17 protein-coding genes and 1 tRNA gene are annotated in these 16,849 nt (G+C 70.9%); 12 read left to right on the top strand and 6 right to left on the bottom strand.

Features of this window, described 5'->3' with window-relative positions:
- Nucleotides 1-225: 225 nt before the first annotated feature.
- Nucleotides 226-299, bottom strand: a tRNA-Pro gene (locus HHX41_RS25775).
- Between the two features lie 92 nt (nt 300-391).
- Between HHX41_RS25775 and HHX41_RS25770 the strand changes: the two genes are divergently transcribed.
- The gene (locus HHX41_RS25770) at nt 392-826 is read left to right on the top strand and encodes a hypothetical protein (RefSeq protein ID WP_182908043.1); all 435 of its coding nucleotides are present in this window, start codon (nt 392-394) and stop codon (nt 824-826) included.
- A gap of 9 nt (nt 827-835) precedes the next feature.
- Here HHX41_RS25770 and HHX41_RS25765 read toward each other — a convergent pair whose 3' ends face one another.
- Nucleotides 836-1,174, bottom strand: coding sequence for a DUF6458 family protein (locus tag HHX41_RS25765; RefSeq protein ID WP_182908042.1), 339 nt, complete (start codon nt 1,172-1,174; stop codon nt 836-838).
- A 118-nt stretch (nt 1,175-1,292) separates the two neighbouring features.
- Between HHX41_RS25765 and HHX41_RS25760 the strand changes: the two genes are divergently transcribed.
- The 6 genes from HHX41_RS25760 to HHX41_RS25735 all read left to right on the top strand — a co-directional run bounded on the left by HHX41_RS25760 (nt 1,293) and on the right by HHX41_RS25735 (nt 7,535).
- Entirely contained in the window at nt 1,293-1,934 is a 642-nt protein-coding gene (locus HHX41_RS25760; protein ID WP_259401302.1) for a hypothetical protein, read from the top strand.
- Nucleotides 1,931-2,857, top strand: a complete 927-nt coding sequence (locus tag HHX41_RS25755) for a hypothetical protein (protein ID WP_182908041.1) — start codon at nt 1,931-1,933, stop codon at nt 2,855-2,857. Before HHX41_RS25760 ends, HHX41_RS25755 begins: the two co-directional genes overlap by 4 nt.
- Nucleotides 2,858-2,864: 7 nt before the next feature.
- On the top strand, nt 2,865-3,059 hold the full coding sequence (locus tag HHX41_RS25750; RefSeq protein ID WP_030509495.1) for a hypothetical protein: 195 nt from the start codon (nt 2,865-2,867) through the stop codon (nt 3,057-3,059).
- A 135-nt stretch (nt 3,060-3,194) separates the two neighbouring features.
- The gene (locus HHX41_RS25745) at nt 3,195-3,641 is read left to right on the top strand and encodes a CBS domain-containing protein (RefSeq protein ID WP_182908040.1); all 447 of its coding nucleotides are present in this window, start codon (nt 3,195-3,197) and stop codon (nt 3,639-3,641) included.
- Nucleotides 3,642-3,816: 175 nt separating this feature from the next.
- Nucleotides 3,817-5,550: an ABC transporter ATP-binding protein gene (locus HHX41_RS25740; protein ID WP_182908039.1), complete on the top strand. Its 1,734-nt coding sequence runs from the start codon at nt 3,817-3,819 to the stop codon at nt 5,548-5,550.
- Complete coding sequence (locus HHX41_RS25735) at nt 5,547-7,535, top strand: ABC transporter ATP-binding protein (RefSeq protein ID WP_182908038.1); 1,989 nt, start codon at nt 5,547-5,549, stop codon at nt 7,533-7,535. Before HHX41_RS25740 ends, HHX41_RS25735 begins: the two co-directional genes overlap by 4 nt.
- 45 nt (nt 7,536-7,580) lie before the next feature.
- On the opposite strand, the gene HHX41_RS25730 is transcribed toward HHX41_RS25735, so the two are convergent.
- From HHX41_RS25730 to HHX41_RS25720, 3 genes are all read right to left on the bottom strand, one after another.
- Nucleotides 7,581-8,879, bottom strand: coding sequence for an NAD(P)/FAD-dependent oxidoreductase (locus HHX41_RS25730; protein WP_182908037.1), 1,299 nt, complete (start codon nt 8,877-8,879; stop codon nt 7,581-7,583).
- Nucleotides 8,880-8,894: 15 nt separating this feature from the next.
- A complete protein-coding gene (locus HHX41_RS25725; protein ID WP_169978121.1) occupies nt 8,895-9,311 on the bottom strand; it encodes an ATP-binding protein in 417 nt (138 codons plus the stop codon).
- Between the two features lie 120 nt (nt 9,312-9,431).
- Entirely contained in the window at nt 9,432-10,211 is a 780-nt protein-coding gene (locus HHX41_RS25720) for a SigB/SigF/SigG family RNA polymerase sigma factor (protein ID WP_169978123.1), read from the bottom strand.
- Nucleotides 10,212-10,398: 187 nt separating this feature from the next.
- Here HHX41_RS25720 and HHX41_RS25715 point away from each other — a divergent pair, with 187 nt between their 5' ends.
- Complete coding sequence (locus HHX41_RS25715; protein ID WP_310742172.1) at nt 10,399-10,755, top strand: STAS domain-containing protein; 357 nt, start codon at nt 10,399-10,401, stop codon at nt 10,753-10,755.
- A gap of 65 nt (nt 10,756-10,820) precedes the next feature.
- Here HHX41_RS25715 and HHX41_RS25710 read toward each other — a convergent pair whose 3' ends face one another.
- Nucleotides 10,821-11,531 carry a GAF and ANTAR domain-containing protein gene (locus HHX41_RS25710; protein WP_169978127.1) on the bottom strand — a complete coding sequence of 237 codons (711 nt, stop codon included), beginning with the start codon at nt 11,529-11,531 and terminating at the stop codon, nt 10,821-10,823.
- A 98-nt stretch (nt 11,532-11,629) separates the two neighbouring features.
- Here HHX41_RS25710 and HHX41_RS25705 point away from each other — a divergent pair, with 98 nt between their 5' ends.
- The 4 genes from HHX41_RS25705 to HHX41_RS25690 all read left to right on the top strand — a co-directional run bounded on the left by HHX41_RS25705 (nt 11,630) and on the right by HHX41_RS25690 (nt 16,835).
- Complete coding sequence (locus tag HHX41_RS25705) at nt 11,630-13,435, top strand: SpoIIE family protein phosphatase (RefSeq protein WP_259401300.1); 1,806 nt, start codon at nt 11,630-11,632, stop codon at nt 13,433-13,435.
- A gap of 65 nt (nt 13,436-13,500) precedes the next feature.
- Nucleotides 13,501-14,457: a sensor histidine kinase gene (locus tag HHX41_RS25700; RefSeq protein ID WP_182908036.1), complete on the top strand. Its 957-nt coding sequence runs from the start codon at nt 13,501-13,503 to the stop codon at nt 14,455-14,457.
- 116 nt (nt 14,458-14,573) lie between these two features.
- The gene (locus tag HHX41_RS25695; protein ID WP_182908035.1) at nt 14,574-15,626 is read left to right on the top strand and encodes a glycosyltransferase; all 1,053 of its coding nucleotides are present in this window, start codon (nt 14,574-14,576) and stop codon (nt 15,624-15,626) included.
- Between the two features lie 90 nt (nt 15,627-15,716).
- Nucleotides 15,717-16,835: a glycoside hydrolase family 16 protein gene (locus HHX41_RS25690; protein WP_182908034.1), complete on the top strand. Its 1,119-nt coding sequence runs from the start codon at nt 15,717-15,719 to the stop codon at nt 16,833-16,835.
- Nucleotides 16,836-16,849: the final 14 nt, after the last annotated feature.

The raw sequence follows: 16,849 nt of genomic DNA, 5'->3' as shown, positions 1-16,849 counted from the left end.
CGATCTGGCCTCAGCGCACGCCTTTACATCGTAGATTCCATTCGCATTTGAACACGGCCCGCCACCCGGCTTCGCAACCCCTCGAATGCGGTGACACGCTGGACATACATCTGTCACCGGGCGGCACGGTCCGGGAGGGCCACTTTTGATGACACCTGGGTGACACAACAGAAAAGCCACAATCCCCGATCTTGGGAACTGTGGCTCTGACCTGCTACAACAGTGTCGGGACGGCGGGATTTGAACCCACGACCCCTTGACCCCCAGTCAAGTGCGCTGCCAAACTGCGCTACGTCCCGTTGCCCTGGTCTCCCCGGGCACATCCAAACCTTAGCGCAGTTTCCGCCGTCGTGCGTACACGAACCGCGCCAGTGGGCCTAGGCTGGCGATCATGGGCAGGAAGGCGCGCATCGACCAGGAAGAACTCGTCCGGCTGGCCGCCGAAGGGTGGACCAACGCCCGTCTCGCCGAGCACTTCGGCGTCACGGAGTCGGGCGTCCTGCAGGCGAAGCGCGCGGCCGGTCTGTCCAAGCCGATGACGGACCACAGCCGTGCCCTGCCGTGGAAGCTCCGCCGCGAGCACAGCCAGAGCGGCCCCGCCACCAACCTCCGGAACCTCTCCGCCGCGGCTCAGGGCCGTCGGGTCCCCGAGGACAAGCTCAACACCGCCCTACGTTGGGCGAGCCGGCTGGTCGACAACGGGCTCGACATCGCCTACGACCCCGAGCAGGGCTTTCATGAGGTGCCCGCCGGGGACGACTCTCACATCGCCCGGGTCCTCGCCGAGGCCCGTGACGCCACGGACGCGGCGGGCACCAGCCCCTGACCGTACGGCTCACACACCGTCGCGGGGCAGGGGCCTGGTCTCCTCGCGTACGTGCACGTGGCGTTCGCCCGGGTGGACGGCGGTGTGCGACTCGGTCTCCTGGACGTGGACGTGCGGCTCGGCCGCCGGGTCCACGGTGTACATCGTGTCCGGCTCGATGGTCTCCACCGTCTCCTCGGCGGTTCGCGGGCGGCGCGTGTAGCGAGTTGTCAGCACCATGCCGACGACTCCCACAAGCATGAGAATCCAGCCGATCATTTGTAAGTCGATTCCAGGAACGTCCCATTTGACGGCGAACGCGAGAACCGCGCCGACCGCGATGAAGGCGAGACTGGCCCCGAAGCCCATGGCTACCTCCTCTGCTGGTCAACCGCCCTTTACCCCCAGAATCCACGATTACGCAAGGCGTGAAGGCCGCATTCCCGGGCAGTGCGGATGAACAACGCACTCACCCCTGGAGGCAGATATGAACGCCGTAGCATGGGTGGCCGTCGTGATCGTCGCCGTGCTGGTGATCCTGGCAGTCGGTTACCTCGTGTCGGCACGCAACCGCCGGCGCCACCTGCGGGACCGTTTCGGGCCCGAGTACGAGCGGGCGGTGCGGGAGAGCGACAGCCGTAGGGAGGCCGAGCAGGAGCTGCTCGCCCGCGAGGAGCGCCACGCCAAGCTGGACATCCGCCCGCTCGACCCGCAGACCCGGGACCAGTACGCGAGGAAGTGGACCGAGGTGCAGGAGCGGTTCGTCGACGCTCCCGGCTTCGCCGTGACCGAGGCGGACGCGCTGGTCACCGCGGTTATGGCGGAGCGAGGCTACCCCACGGACGAGTTCGAGCAGCGTCTGAGCGACCTGTCGGTCGCGCACGCCGCCACGATCGACCACTACCGCAACGCCCACGACATCAGCAGCCGCGCCGCCCGGCAGGACGCCACGACGGAAGAGCTCCGTCAGGCGATGGTCCACTACCGCGCGCTGTTCCAGGAGCTTCTCGGTGACGGCGCCGAGGTTCCCCCCGACGGCCACGTCAACGGCGCCGCGTACACCACCGACGGCTACGACGGCGCCTCGATGAACGGTCACCACGCGGACGTGCGGAAGGCGAGGCGATGACGATGCGAACGAACAGGCACCACGAGCGCGGTGAGGTCGCCGAGCAGCCGACTCCCGAGACCCCCGAGCCCCTCGAGGAGGAGGCGCGCAGAGAGAGGGCTCTCGCGGATTCCGGACGGGACGAACACGAGGGCCCCGGCCCGGTCTACTCCCCCAGCGAGGCCAGCGACGCGTACACCGCCGGCTACTCCGACGCCACGGCGCGGGACACCGGCGACCACGCCTACGCGGACGGAACAGTCGAAGCGGACGCGGACGGCGACGGCCGCCGCTTCCGCGAGCCGTACGGCCAGGCGGGTGACGACGTCCTCACGTCGCCCCGGACCGGCGGCGGGCACACCGCCGACGGCGACCGCCTCGTCGCGGGCGGCCGCGTGGACGACGGCACCGAGGGCGGCCAGACCTACGACAACGCCGCCGACACCGCGTACGGGTTCCGGGGAGACGACGCCGAGACGACCGGCACCGGCGCCCGGGACGGCGTGACGGCCGGGGACACCACGGCCTACGGGGGCACCACCACCGACACCACCGACACCACCGCGGACACCGGGACCGGCACCACGGCGGACACCACCGCGGACACCACGGCGGACGCCGCCGCCGGCATCCCTGACGGTCGCTCCGTGGACGGCCCCGTGGCCTACCCCGTCACGACCACGACCGCCGCCTCCGGCGCGGCGTCCGTCCTGGACGAGACGCTGGAAGGCCGGTGGCGTGAGATCAAGGCGGGTTTCGTCGACGATCCCCGCCACTCGATCGAACAGGCGGACGCGCTCGTGGAGGAGGCCCTGTCGGCCTTCACCACCCGCCGTCAGGCGCTGCTCGACCAGTGGAAGGACAACGAGCGGGGCGACACCGAGGCGCTGCGCCTGGCCCTGCACGAGTACCACGCGTTACTAACCCAGTTGACCCGGAAGTGAGGTAACAATGCTCGCCATCGCCGCGGCGGTCGTCTTCGGGATCGCCTTCCTCCTCGATCTCCTCAACGCAAGCATCGGCATCGGCCTGACCGCGCTGCTCGCACTCGGCCTCTGCCTGCTCTCCCTGCACCAGGCCGGCGTCGGCACCGCCGGGGTGAACTCCTGGCGCGGCGGCTGGCGCGGCGGACGCGTCCGTCGCTGACCCTGGCCCCCTCGCCATCAGCCTTTCTCCCCTACCGAGTCGCGGCCGCGACGGGGTACGAAGGTCTCGCGGGAGCCCCTCCCGCGAGACCCGCCGCGAACCCGGTCCGTCCCCCGGACCCCTGAGGAGGCCGTGATGCCGCACAAGGTGGAAGAGGTCATGACGCGCGATCCGGTGACACTGCCGGAGGAGGCCCCGGTGGTGAAGGCCGCCAAGCTGATGCGCGACCGCGGGATCGGCGACGTGCTGGTGGTCGGGGACGGCCGGCTCCGCGGTCTGGTGACCGACCGGGACATCGTCGTACGCGCGGTCGCGGAGGGCAGGGACCTCGCCACCACTCCGCTGGCGACGCTGTGCACCAGTGACGTGGTGACCGTCGGCCCGGACCAGGACGTGGCCGAGGCCGCGCGGTTGATGCGCGAGAAGGACGTGCAGCAGCTTCCGGTGGTGGTGGACGGGCACCCGGTCGGCGTCGTCGCCCTGGCCGATCTCGCCCCAGGCCTTCCCTCCGGCCACGCGCCCGGCCGCACCACCGCCCCGGACCCGGCCGCTCAACCCGTCTCGGCTCCGGCCGCGCGCTGAGCAACCAACCGCTGAGCAACCCACCGCTGAGCAACCCACCGGGGCACGTTCTCGGACGACGCCGCCATCGCGTCTCACCCCCGAAAATCATGCGTGCGCAAGCTAGCTGCTCATATACCGTGTTCCGCATGATTTTGCCCCTCCTGCGACGCACCGTCCGCCCCGGGCCACAGCCGTGCTGAGCCGGCTTCTCCGCACGTACCTGCGGCCCTACTCGCCCGCGCTCACGGCGGTGGTGCTGTTCCAGCTGGTCGGCACCATCGCCTCCCTCTATCTGCCGAGCCTGAACGCCGACATCATCGACCAGGGGGTGGCCACCGGCGACACCGGCTACATCCTGGCCACCGGCGGCTGGATGCTGACCGTGTCTTTCGTGCAGATCGCCTGCTCGATCGCGGCGGTCTACTACGGCGCGCGGGTGGCGGCGGGGTTCGGCCGGGACGTCCGGTCGGCGGTCTTCCACCGGGTGAGCGGCTTCTCCGCGCGTGAGGTCGCCCAGTTCGGCGCGCCCTCGCTGATCACCCGGAACACCAACGACGTGCAGCAGGTCCAGATGCTCGTGGTGATGACCTGCACGATGCTGGTCGCCGCGCCCATCATGGGGGTCGGCGGCATCATCATGGCCCTGCGTCAGGACGTCGGGCTGTCCTGGCTCATGCTGGTCTGCGTCCCGGTGCTGCTGGTCTCGATCGGGCTGATCGTCTTCCGTATGGTCCCGCAGTTCCGCGCCATGCAGACCCGCATCGACGAGGTCAACCAGGTGCTGCGCGAGCAGCTCACCGGCATCCGCGTGGTGCGGGCGTTCGTCCGCGAGCGCGAGGAGACCCGCCGGTTCGCCGGAGCGAACGACGCGCTGACCGGGACGGCGCTGCGCGTCGGGCGGCTGACCGCGCTCATCTTCCCCACCGTGATGCTGATCCTCAACGCCTCCAGCGTCGCCGTGCTGTGGTTCGGCGCCGCCCGGGTGGACAGCGGCGAGATGCAGGTGGGCGCCCTCACCGCGTTCCTCATGTACCTGCTGCAGATCCTCATGTCGATGATGATGGCCACCTTCATCTCGATCATGATTCCGCGCGCCGCCGTCTGCGCGGAGCGCATCGCCGAGGTGCTCGACACCGAGTCGTCGGTGCGCCCGCCCGAGCGCCCCGTACGTCAGGTGGACCGCCGGGCCGACCTGGAGCTGCGTGACGTCGGGTTCCGCTATCCGGGCGCGGCGGCGCCGGTGTTGTCCGGCGTCTCCTTCCGGGTGACCGCGGGACAGACCACCGCGGTCATCGGCAGCACCGGGTCGGGGAAGACGACCCTGGTCTCCCTGGTCCCCCGGCTGTTCGACGCCACGTCCGGCGCGGTGCTGATCGACGGGGTCGACGTACGCGACCTCGATCCCCGGATGCTCTGGACGCGCATCGGCCTGGTGCCGCAGAAGCCGTACCTGTTCACCGGGACCGTCGCGAGCAACCTTCGGTACGGCAACCCGGACGCCACCGACGAGGAGTTGTGGCAGGCCCTGGAGGTCGCCCAGGCCCGCGACTTCGTCGAGGCGATGCCCGAGGGCCTGCAGGCGCCCATCTCCCAGGGCGGCACCAACGTGTCGGGCGGGCAGCGGCAGCGCCTTTCCATCGCCCGCGCGCTCGTGGCCAAACCCGAGATCTATCTGTTCGACGACTCGTTCTCGGCCCTCGACCTGTCCACCGACGCCCGGCTGCGCGCCGCGCTGCCCCCGTACACGGCCGGCGCCGCGGTGGTGATCGTCGCCCAGCGGGTCTCCACCATCGCGGACGCCGACCAGATCGTCGTCCTGGACGACGGCGTCGTCGCCGGCATCGGCACCCATGAGGAGTTGCTCGGCTCCTGCCCGACGTACGTCGAGATCGTCGAGTCCCAACTGACCGCGGGGAGTGCGGCATGAGCGAGCGGCCCATGGCACCTGCACGACCGCGGCCCGGCGGAGGCGGCGGTTTCGGGCCCTTCGGCGGCGGCCAGATGCCGGCGGAGAAGTCGATGGACTTCGGCCCATCCGCGCGGCGGCTGCTGCGGCGGCTGAGCCCGGAACGGCCGAGGATCATGGCCGTGATCGCCCTCGCCGTGGTCAGCGTGGTGTTCTCCGTCATCGGGCCGAAACTGCTCGGCCGCGCGACCGACGTCATCTTCAGCGGGGTGATCGGCGGACGGCTGCCCGCGGGGGCGACCAAGGAGCAGGCCGTGCAGGCGCTGCGCGCCTCGGGCCACGGCGACTTCGCCGACATGATCGCGGGGATGGACGTCGTCCCCGGCCGCGGCATCGACTTCGGCGAGCTGGGCACCGTCCTGGCGTGGGTCCTCGGGCTCTACCTGGCCGCGTCGCTGTTCATGTGGCTGCAGGGCTACCTGCTCAACGACGTGACGCAGCGTACGGTGTTCCGCCTCCGGGCCGACGTCGAGGACAAGCTGAACCGGCTGCCGCTGAAGTTCTTCGACGGCCAGCCCCGCGGCGAGCTGCTCAGCCGGGTCACCAACGACATCGACAACGTGTCCCAGACCCTGCAGCAGACGCTGAGCCAGTTGCTGAACTCGCTGCTCACCGTGGTCGGCGTGCTGGTCATGATGTTCGTGATCTCGCCGCTGCTCGCGGCGATCGCGCTGGTGACGATCCCGGTCACGATGATCGTGACCGGGCAGATCGCCAAGCGTTCGCAGAAGCAGTTCGTCGCGCAGTGGGCTCACACCGGCACGCTCAACGCCCACATCGAGGAGGCGTTCACCGGTCACGAGCTGGTGAAGGTCTTCGGACGGGGCCCGGAGGTCGAGGAGGTGTTCCGGGAGCGGAACGACGCCCTGTACACGGCGAGCTTCGGCGCCCAGTTCATCTCCGGGATCATCATGCCGGCGATGATGTTCATCGGGAACCTGAACTACGTCGCCATCGCGGTCGTCGGCGCCGTACGGGTCGCCGGTGGGTCGATGAGCCTGGGCGACGTGCAGGCGTTCATCCAGTACTCCCGGCAGTTCACCCAGCCGCTGACCCAGGTCGCCTCGATGGCCAACCTGCTGCAGTCGGGCGTGGCCTCCGCCGAGCGGGTCTTCGAGCTGCTGGACGCCGAGGAGCAGGAGCCCGACCCCGCCGTCCCGGCGCCGCCCGCCGCCCGGCGGGGGCGCGTCGAGTTCGAGCACGTGTCCTTCCGGTACGACCCCGGCCAGCCTCTCATCGAGGACCTGTCGCTGGTGGCCGAGCCCGGGCACACGATCGCGATCGTCGGCCCGACCGGCGCGGGAAAGACCACGCTGGTCAACCTGATCATGCGTTTCTACGAGCTGGACGCGGGCCGCATCACCCTCGACGGCGTCGACATCACCGCGATGCGCCGCGAGGACCTACGCTCCCAGATCGGCATGGTGCTCCAGGACACCTGGCTGTTCGGCGGGACGATCCGCGACAACATCGCCTACGGCAACCCGCGGGCGACCGACGAGGAGATCCGGGCCGCGGCGCGGGCGACGTACGTCGACCGGTTCGTGCGCACCCTGCCGGACGGGTACGACACGGTGATCGACGAGGAGGGCGGCAACGTCAGCGCCGGCGAGAAGCAGCTGATCACCATCGCCCGCGCCTTCCTCGCCGACCCGTCCCTGCTCATCCTGGACGAGGCGACGAGCTCGGTCGACACCCGCACCGAGGTCCTCGTGCAGCACGCGATGGCCGCGCTGCGCAGCGACAGGACGAGCTTCGTCATCGCCCACCGGCTGTCCACGATCCGCGACGCCGATCTCATCCTGGTGATGGAGGCGGGCAGCATCGTCGAGCACGGCACCCACGACGAGTTGCTCGCCGCCCGGGGCGCCTACCACCGGCTGTACTCCGCTCAGTTCGCCGGCGCCCTGGCCGGTGACGACGCCCCCGCCGCCGAAGTCGGGTGACCGGTGCCGCGTGGCCCCGGGTCACGCGGCACCCGTCCGGACCCGTCACGAACGGGCGGACAGGGTGAACTCCTTGCGCGGTTCCTCGATGGCCCCCATCGCGATGATCTCCCGGGGGAAGAACAGCCCGAGCGTCCAGTCCATGAGGATCCGGGTCTTCTTGTTGAAGGTGGGCATCCGCGTCAGGTGATAGGTGCGGTGCATGAACCAGGCGGGGAACCCGCGCAGCTCCCGGCCGTAGATCTGCGCGACGCCCTTGTAGAGTCCCAGACTCGCCACCGACCCGGCGTACTTGTGCCGGTACGGCCGCTGGGCCTGCCCGCGCAGCGCCGCCAGCAGGTTGTCCGCCAGCCTCCTGGCCTGCCGTACGGCGTGCTGTGCGTTGGGCGGGCAGAACTCGCCCGGCCGGGTGAGGTCGGGGACGGCGGCGCAGTCGCCCGCGGCGAACGCGAAGTCGGTCCCGTGCACGCGCAGGTAGGGATCGACTCTGATCCTGCCCTTCTTGTCCAGGGGCAGGTCGCCCGCGCCGACCAGCGGATTCGGCTTGACGCCCGCCGTCCAGACGAGGGTGTCGGCGTCGAACTCCTCACCGTCGCTCAGCACGATGCGGCAGCCCTCCGCGGACTTCAGCAGCGTGCCCATGCGGATCTCGATGCCCCGCTCGCGCAACTGCAGGGCCGTCCACCTGCCCATGTCCGGGCCCACCTCGGGCAGGATCCGGTCGGTGGCCTCCACGAGCACCCAGCGCATGTCCTCGCGGCTGAGCCCGGCGAAGTACTTGAGGGCGTCGGCCGCCATGTCCTCGAGCTCGGCCAGGGCCTCGACGCCGGCGTAGCCACCGCCGACGAACACGAAGGTGAGGGCCCTGCGGCGGACCTCGGGGTCCGGGGTGGACGCGGCGATGTCGAGGCGGCCGAGCACGTGGTTGCGCAGGGCGATGGCCTCTTCGATGGTCTTGAAGCCGATGCCGTACTCGGCCAGGCCGGGCACCGGCAGCAGCCGTGAGATCGAGCCCGGCGCCATGACGAGATAGTCGTACTCGATGGTGAGGTCGGGCCCCTCGTGCGGGGTGAGTTCCGCCCTACGGTCGGCCAGCCGCACCTGGGTGACCCGCCCGCTGAGGATCTGGCACCTGTTCAGCACCCGCCTGAGCGGAACCACGACGTGCCGCGCCTCGATGTTCCCGGCGGCCGCCTCCGGCAGGAAGGGCTGGTAGGTCATGTAGGAGTCGAGGTCCGCGACGGTCACGAGTGCCTCGCCGCGGCGGAGCCTGCGTTGCAGGCGGAGTGCTGTGTACATGCCGACGTATCCGCCGCCGACGATCAGAATCCGTGGGACAGCCATGGCTGTCCCCTACCCCTACTCGAGGAGGAAACGCATCGTCACCCTGGTCCCCCTGGGACCGGTGGTGACGTGGAGGTCGTTGCTGAGCATGCGCGCGACCCACAGCCCCATGCCGCTGGTGGCGTTCTCGGGAGGCGGGTTGTGGCCCGGCTCGCCCTCGAAACGCCACTCCCTGCCGTCGTCGTGGACGGCGACCACCAGGGCCGGCCCATCCCGCCATATGCCCAGCCGCGCCTTGGTCGACCCGTGGGTGACCGCGTTGGTGGCGACCTCGTTGAGCGCGACGAGGAAGTCGCCGATCGCGTCTTCCCGCATGCCGCGACGCAGCGCCTCGGCGGCGGCGAACTCCCGCACATCGGGCAGATCGGCTAAGGAGAAGGCACGCTCCCTTGCCGCTCCGGTGACGTGCGCGGGAACGCCGTCATCTTTCACCCGGTACACGCCTCCCGCCGGAAATCTGGCTGTCTCAGGATCTATGGGCTGTAGGCAGGACGAAGATACCCCGGGACACCGCCTCGGCACAGGCGGTGCCCCGGGCATCGTCGCATCCTCTCATCCCGCGACGAGCTCCGCCCGGAGCTGGTCGAGGGTCTTGCGGAGGATCCGAGAGACGTGCATCTGCGATATGCCGAACTCCGCCGCGATCTCGGCCTGGGTCATGTTCCCGTAGAACCGCAGCAGGAGGATGTTCTTCTCCCGCTCGGGGAGAAGATCGATGAGAGGCTTCAGCGCCTCGGCGTCCACCAGGGTGTCGAGCGCGTCGTCCTCTTCGGGGATCACGTCGCCCAGGGCGGCGGCGTCGTCGTCGGCGCCGATCGGCGCGTCGAGGGAGAGGGTGCTGTACGCGGCGGAGGCGTCCATGGTGAGGAGCATGTCCTCCTCGGACAGACCCATCTTCTTGGCGAGCTCGGCGACGGTGGGGAACCGGCCCAGTTCCTGGGTCATGTCGGCGACGTGCCGGTTGAGCTCGGCCCGGCGCTCCTGGTAGAGGCGGGGCACCCGGACGGCCCAGGTGCGGTCGCGGAAGTGCCGCTTGACCTCGCCCGTCATGGTGACCATGGCGTAGCCGCGAAAGCTGTGACCCAGGTCGGGGTCGAAGCCGTTGATGGCCTTCATGAGGCCGACGTACGCGGCCTGGAGGAGGTCTTCCATCGGCTCGCCGCGGTTGAGATACCGCCGGGCGATGTCCCTCGCCATCGGGCGGTGCATTTCGACGATCTTCTCACGGAGGCGTTCCCGCCGCTCCTCGGACAGTCCGTCCTCGGCCAGCTCGGCCAGGAGCTCTTCGGCGGTCGGATTGCTGGCGGTCTCTACACGGACCTCGGCAGCCATCTGCGCAGTCCCCTCGTATTTTTCTCGCGAGGGCGCCTACGCGCTGGGGTGACCACGCAGAAGGCACGCCTCGCTACAGTATCGAGACGAGGCCCTCTGCTGGACCTCTGCTTCAGTATATTGCCTCAAAATCAGGAGTATCACCACCCCTTCGGCACCAGTAATGTTGCCGCAGAGGAGGCGCGAGGTGTCTAACAACGGACTGCTGTCCCTGACGTCCAGCATGGCGGGGGACATCGTGGTGATCCATGTGAACGGTGTCCTCGACGCCACGACACGTGAGCAGTTCTCGGAATACCTGGACGCCGCGGCGGACGACCACGGCCCCGACATGATCCTCGACCTGGGCGGCGTCACGTTCATGGACTCCCGGGCCCTGGGGCTGATCGTGCACCACTGGCAGCGCTCGACCACGGCCGGCGGCAACTTCGCGCTGATCTCCGTGCAGTACCCGAACTCCAAGGTGATGTGGGTGACCGGCCTGTCGGAGCGGCTGCCGCTGTTCGACACCCTTGACGAGGCTCTGACCGCGTTCGCCGCCTGAGGCCACCCCACCCGAGCCGACCTGAGCCCACCCGAGCGCACCCGGGGCCGCCCGCGCACACCGGTTCAGGCGGGAGCCGCTCCCCCGTGCTTCTGCTGGTGCTCGGTGACCAGAAGCTTGGCCAGGTCGGCCACCTTCACCTGGTGGTGCTGCGACACCCGCCTGAGTTCCTCGAACGCCTCCTCGGCGGAGCAGCCGCTCTTCGACATGATGATGCCCTTGGCCTGGTCGATCACCGACCGCCCCGCCAGGGCCTCCTGCATCTGCGCGGCACCGGTCAGGACGTCGTCGAACTCCCAGATGTTGGCCAGCGCCACGGTGACCTGCTCGCGCAGCAGCGCCATGAGCGACCCGCCGGGAGCGAACACGCCGGGGCGCACGCCGTACAGGCCGAGGATCATGACGGCGCCTTCCACGGCGATCGGCACGACGAGAACCGAGCGCACCCCCTGCCGTACGGCGGTGGCGGCGTAGCGGGACCAGCGCGACTCGCGCATCACGTCGGGGATCGCCACCGGGCGCCCCGTGGCCAGCGCCTCCCTCGACGGGCCCTCGCGCAGGTCGCGCTCCCGGTCGATCAGCGCGGTGAGCTCGCTGTGGGAGGCGGCCAGCAGCACGCGCTCCTCCATCCACAGCTCCGCGGTGCCGCCGGCGCAGCCGGGGACGCCGCGCGCCACCGCCTCGGTGATTCCGCGCAGGACGCTCTCGGCCGACGTGCCCTCCGTCACACGGCCGAGAGCCGCGAGGTCACGCGCGAGGATGGATGTCGTCTCCATGGTAGAAAGACCATTCCCATTGTTTCCGGGTTAATCCAGGCTGGATCGATTAGACCCGGGGGTTTGGCGTAGCGTCTACGTCGAGAGAGGGGGGCAGCTTGCCCGACACCGCCGAGCTTGAGCGCGCGTTGAGCGGGCTCGCCGACCGCATCGCCACCCTACGGGACGAACCCGATCCGGGTGTGATGCTACGGGAGCTGGACGCCGCCGAGGAACTCCTCCGCAAGGCCCTGAGCGAGCTGGTGCGCAGCCGCAGGCGCAGGGACGGTGGCAGTCAGCGCGAGCAGAAGCTGCTGCGGCAGGTGTTCCGCGCGCTGCCTATCCCCGTGATCATCATGGACACGGGCGGCACGGTGCGCCGTATCAACAACGAGACCACCCGCCTGCTCGGCAGCCCCGCCGGCTACCTCATCGGCCGCGCCTTCCCGCTGCTCGTCGACGTGACCGCCCGCGCCGCCTTCCGGCAGCGCTTCGCCGCCGTCCTCCACGGCGAGGACAACGCCTCGCTCCAGACCCGGCTGACCCACCAGGGCCGCGCCCACACCGTACGGCTGGTGCTGAGCCGCCTGCGCATGCCGGGCGAGCCACAGGAAATGATCGCCGGGGTCGTGCTGCCCACCGAGGTCCAGCTGCCGGAGCCGCCCGTGCAGGCGGGCGCGCCCGACGACGCGGCTCTCCTGGCGGCGGCCCGGCGGCACGAGCTGCTGTCGCGGCTGACCCGGCTGCTGCTGGACGAGGAGAGCCTGCGCGAGCCCGTCGCCCTGCTGCGGGCGGCCCGTCTGCTGGCCACGGAGACGGCCGACTGGGTGATCGCGGACGTCGCCGGCGAGGGCGGCCTGGTCCGGTCGGTCGTCATCGGGCCGAGCGACCAGCCGGTCGGGCGGCTGCAGCGGACGGTCGAGGAGGCCCCGCCCGCGAAGGCTCCGGTGGTGGAGCAGGTGATGACCACGCAGAGCGGCGTCGTCCACGAGATGCTGACCGACGACTCCCTGCTCGGCGGCGGCGTGCTCCAGGCGATGCGCGCGGGCTCGCTGCTCAGCGTGCCGATCCGCGCCGACGACGAGGCGCGCGGCGTGCTCACGCTGGTGCGGCTGCGCGAACGGCCGCCGTTCGGCCTGGCCGACCTGGGTCTCCTGGAGGAGATCGGCCTGCACCTCGGCCTGGCGATGCGGGCCCAGCAGGGGTTCCAGCGCCGGGCGCAGGCCGCCGACACCCTGCAGACCGGCGTGCTCCCCCGCACGCTCCCCGACATCCCCGGCTTCGAGATCGCCGCCGCCTACCATCCCGGCTCCGGCATGCGGGCCATCGGCGGCGAGTTCTACGACGTGTTCCCCGTGAAGAACGGGTGGGGCTTCGTCATCGGCAGCGCGGCGGGGCGCGGCGAGGAGGCGGCGGCCGTCACCGCCATCGTCCGCAACGGCCTGCGCGTGCTGAGCGTGTGGGAGGACGACCCGGGACAGGCCCTGCGCAAGGTCAGCGACGCCCTCGTCGCGCAGAACACGGGCCTGTTCGTGATGGCCGCCGCCGGCTTCGTCCGTGGCCGCAAGGTGCGGCTCGCCTCCGCGGGGCATCATCCCGCGGCGCTGATCCAGCCGGGCGGGGGCGTCCGGTTCTCCGAGGGCGGCGGTGTCCCGCTGGGCTTCGAGGAGGGCTCGGTCCCCGCGACGGAGGAGCTCACGCTGTCGTCCGGGGAGACGCTCGTGCTGTACAGCGACGGCCTGGTGGGCTCGCAGAGCCCCGCCGGGGACAACTACGGCGAGCAGCGGCTCACCGAGGCCCTCGCCCGCTGCGCCGGGCAGCCCCCGGGCGCGGTCGTCAAGGCCATCGAGGAGGACCACCGGGCCTTCTGCGGCAGCCACGTGATCGACGAGATCACCATCCTCACGCTGCGCCGATCCCGCTGACGGGATTTGCCGCCCCCACCTGAACGTGGTGGACTGAGGGGGATGCGGTGCGTGGGGGCGATCGCATGGCAGAGCGAAACGGGCCGATCGGCGACCTCGGGTTGATCCACGAGGCCGGTCTCTACGGCTCCGGCGACGAGTTCCTCGGGATGTCCGTGCCGTTCGTGCGGGACGGGCTCGGCGGCGGCGAACCGGTGCTGGTCACCACGACCGCGGAGAACCTCGATCTCCTCGGCGCCGCGCTCGGCGACGACGCCCGGGAGGTCGACTACGCCGAGAGCGCCTACTTCGGCCGCCGCACCGCGCAACGGGCGGCCGCGTTCCTGCGCTACTGGGAGCGCAACGCGGCGCGCGGGCGGGTGCGCATCCTGGCCGAGCCGGTGTGGACGGGCCGCTCTCCCCGCGACGTCGTGGCCTGGCAGCGGATGGAGTCGGCGCTCAACGTGATCCTCGCCGGCACGGGCGTGTGGATGATCTGCCCGTACGACACCAGGGCGGCCGGTCCCGGCCTCGTCGAGGCCGCGACGCGCACCCATCCCTCCATGAGCGTCGGCGGCCGGGAGCGGCGGACGTCTCCCGCGTACACCGACCCGGCGCGGTTCATCGGCGAGTGCGACCGCGAACCGTTGCCGCAGGCTCCCCCGGGCGCGGCGGCCGCGACGATCGGCCACCTGCACGGCGTGCGGCACTTCGCCGGCAGACAGGCCCGGCTCCACGGCCTGGCGGAGGACAGGGCCGCGATGCTGTGCGTGGCCGTGCACGAGGCGGCCCGCTACCTGGGCCTGCCGCTGACCGTCCGGATGTGGGAGAGCTTCGGGGCACTGGCGTACGACCTGTGGGCCGGCCGGGAGACCGGGTGCGATCCGCTCGCCGGTTTCACGCCCCCGGGGGCGGACGAGCGGCCCGGGGACGGCCTGTGGCTGGCCCGCCAGATCTGCGACCACCTGGACATACGGCAGGAGGAGGGCGGCTGCCGGATCAGGCTGCAGGTGGCCACCTCCCGGCTGCAGGAGAGCGCATGATTTTTCCCGATTAGGCGTTTAGCGCGAATCAGAGTAAGGTAAACATCATCTACATCGATCGTGCCTAGGACGCAGGCACACCCCTTTCAGACGCCTTCTCTGTCTTGAGGTGTGCCATGGATATCGCCATCGTCTCCGCGCACGAGCTGACTCCCGACACTCCCGCCATCGCCCGCGAACTGGGGCGGGGCCACCGGGTCACCGTCTACACACGGTCGCAGGTCAAGGGGGACGGCGTCGAGCACGTGCCCGCCGGGCCCGACGTGGAGCTGTCGGAGAGCGACCTCCTCCCCTACATCTCGGACTTCAGCGACGGCCTGCGGCGCAGGTGGCGGGAGCACCGCCCGGACATCATCCACGCGTACTCCTGGTCCAGCGGCCTGGCCGCCATCGCCGGGTCCGAGGGCCTGGGCGTGCCGGTGACCCAGACCTTCCACAGCCACTACGACGACAGCCGGAGCGCCGCGCCCGTGCGGCGGCTGGAGTGCGCGATCGGGCGCCGCGCCAGGGCGGTCATCGCCGCCTGCGCCGACGAGGAGTCGGAGCTGATCCGGATGGGCGTGCCGCGCCGCAACATCTCGGTCGTCCCGCACGGCGTGGACATCGAGCGGTTCCGCCGCCAGGGTCCCGCCTTCCCGAGGGGCGAGCGGCCCCGTCTCCTGCACGTGGGGCACGTGGGCGCCGACTACGCCGTGCACGCGCTGCGGGCCGTCCCGGACGCCGAGCTCGTGATCGCCGGTGGCGACGACCTGAGCGTCGAGCGGCTGCGCGCCCTCGCCGGGGAGCACGGCGTGGCCGACCGCGTGGAGATGCTCGGCATGGTCCCGCACACCGCGATGCCCAAGCTCATGCGCAGCGCCGACCTGGTGCTGTCGCTGCCGCCGACCGTCGCCACGGGCACGGCGGCACTGGAGGCCATGGCGTGCGGGATCCCGGTCATCGCCTCGGCCGCCGGAGCGCACCTCGACTCGGTGGTGGACGGCGTGACCGGATTCCTGACCCGGCCCGACCGCCCGCTGGAGATCGCCCACCGGATCCGCCGCCTGCTCGGCGACGCCACCCTGCGTACGGCCATCGGCTACGCGGCCGCCGACCGCGCCCGTTCCCGCTATTCGGTCGAGCGAATCAGCATGGAACTGCTTCGCGTATATGAGAAGACCTGCGCGTAAAGGCAAGCGATATTACCGGATTAAGGCCGTTATCTGAGTGAATTCATGTGATTAACTCGGCTCATGTCACTTCATGGGCCTGGTTTAGCGGTGGCGGCGGCGATGCTCATCGCCGCCGCCAGCGCATGTTCGAGCGGGGACTCCACGAAGGTGTTCAACGCCGGGGGCGAGTCCACCACGCAGAGGTCCGCGTCCTCCCCCGGTTCCTCCGGCGTCCTGCCGGGAAACGCGAACGCGGCGGGAGTGAGCGCGACGCAGACCGCCACCGCGGCCGCCGTGGCGGCGGACGAGGGCGCCGCCGGCCAGGAGGGCGACAAGGCAGCGGAGAAGATCGGCGACGTCCCCGCGGCGCCGTCGCCGCGTCCCTCCCCCAGCCCCTCGGTCATCTCCTCCCCCAGCCCGCGGGCGACGCCCGCGCCCACCACGGAGGCCGAGCCCCCGATGCGGCTCGCGCGGCCGGTGCGCACCGCGGATCGGCCGGTCGTGGTGGACGTCATCCAACCGGAGGACGTGCCCCGGGAGGGCCGCGCGCCCGCCCGGGTGATCCCCGGAGGCGCGGACGGGGCCGCCCGGGAGCCCTCCGCGCCGTCGCGTACGCCGTTCCCCCGCTCCTCCGGCGCATCCACGGGCGGCTGGGGCGCTCCGGCCCTGGTGGAGGACTTCGGCGGGGAGGCCCTGCGCCTCGGCGGGGGCGGCCAAGAGGTGGACCTTTCGGCGACGTCGGTCCAGCGGTACGGCCGCTGGGAGATCCGCGTGCGGGCCGAGGAGGGCGCGCTTCCCGTCGCGCTGCTGCGGTCCGCCGGATCGGGCGCTCCAGAATACGATGACGCGCAGTACACCGAGTACGCCGGCTCGCGGTACGACATCCCGGATTCCCCCCAGGCGGAGGACGCGAGAGCGGAGGACGCGGAGATCGGCGTGACGGGGATCGGCGACGCCGGCGGGCGGCGCGCGGAGTTCTCCGTACGGCAGGGCCGGGAGCGGGCCCGGGCCGAGATGGCGGCCGACTTCGCCCAGTGGCACACGATCGCCGTCGACTGGCTGCCCGGCCGGGTGACCTTCTGGCTGGACGGCAGGCAGGTGTGGAACTACACCGGCCCGTACGTCCCCCGGTCCGAGGGGATGGGCCTGGTGCTGCGCAACGGCGCCTCCGGCGGCGGCACGGTGTACGTCGACTGGGTGCGGATCTACCGGGCTCCGGGGCGGTAGCATTCCGGGTGATC

This window comes from Microbispora sp. H13382 (genome assembly GCF_014161445.1).
Classification (GTDB): Bacteria; Actinomycetota; Actinomycetes; order Streptosporangiales; family Streptosporangiaceae; genus Microbispora.
Note: the sequence above shows the minus strand (reverse complement) of the source record. Positions and strands in the feature narration are given on the sequence as shown.

Excerpts from the sequence above, each read along its gene's own strand:
- HHX41_RS25770 (WP_182908043.1), top strand. The coding sequence starts at position 392 with ATGGGCAGGAAGGCGCGCATCGACCAGGAAGAACTCGTCCGGCTGGCC.
- HHX41_RS25765 (WP_182908042.1), bottom strand. The coding sequence starts at position 1,174 with ATGGGCTTCGGGGCCAGTCTCGCCTTCATCGCGGTCGGCGCGGTTCTC.
- HHX41_RS25760 (WP_259401302.1), top strand. The coding sequence starts at position 1,293 with ATGAACGCCGTAGCATGGGTGGCCGTCGTGATCGTCGCCGTGCTGGTG.
- HHX41_RS25755 (WP_182908041.1), top strand. The coding sequence starts at position 1,931 with ATGACGATGCGAACGAACAGGCACCACGAGCGCGGTGAGGTCGCCGAG.
- HHX41_RS25750 (WP_030509495.1), top strand. The coding sequence starts at position 2,865 with ATGCTCGCCATCGCCGCGGCGGTCGTCTTCGGGATCGCCTTCCTCCTC.
- HHX41_RS25745 (WP_182908040.1), top strand. The coding sequence starts at position 3,195 with ATGCCGCACAAGGTGGAAGAGGTCATGACGCGCGATCCGGTGACACTG.
- HHX41_RS25735 (WP_182908038.1), top strand. The coding sequence starts at position 5,547 with ATGAGCGAGCGGCCCATGGCACCTGCACGACCGCGGCCCGGCGGAGGC.
- HHX41_RS25730 (WP_182908037.1), bottom strand. The coding sequence starts at position 8,879 with ATGGCTGTCCCACGGATTCTGATCGTCGGCGGCGGATACGTCGGCATG.
- HHX41_RS25720 (WP_169978123.1), bottom strand. The coding sequence starts at position 10,211 with ATGGCTGCCGAGGTCCGTGTAGAGACCGCCAGCAATCCGACCGCCGAA.
- HHX41_RS25710 (WP_169978127.1), bottom strand. The coding sequence starts at position 11,531 with ATGGAGACGACATCCATCCTCGCGCGTGACCTCGCGGCTCTCGGCCGT.
- HHX41_RS25700 (WP_182908036.1), top strand. The coding sequence starts at position 13,501 with ATGGCAGAGCGAAACGGGCCGATCGGCGACCTCGGGTTGATCCACGAG.
- HHX41_RS25695 (WP_182908035.1), top strand. The coding sequence starts at position 14,574 with ATGGATATCGCCATCGTCTCCGCGCACGAGCTGACTCCCGACACTCCC.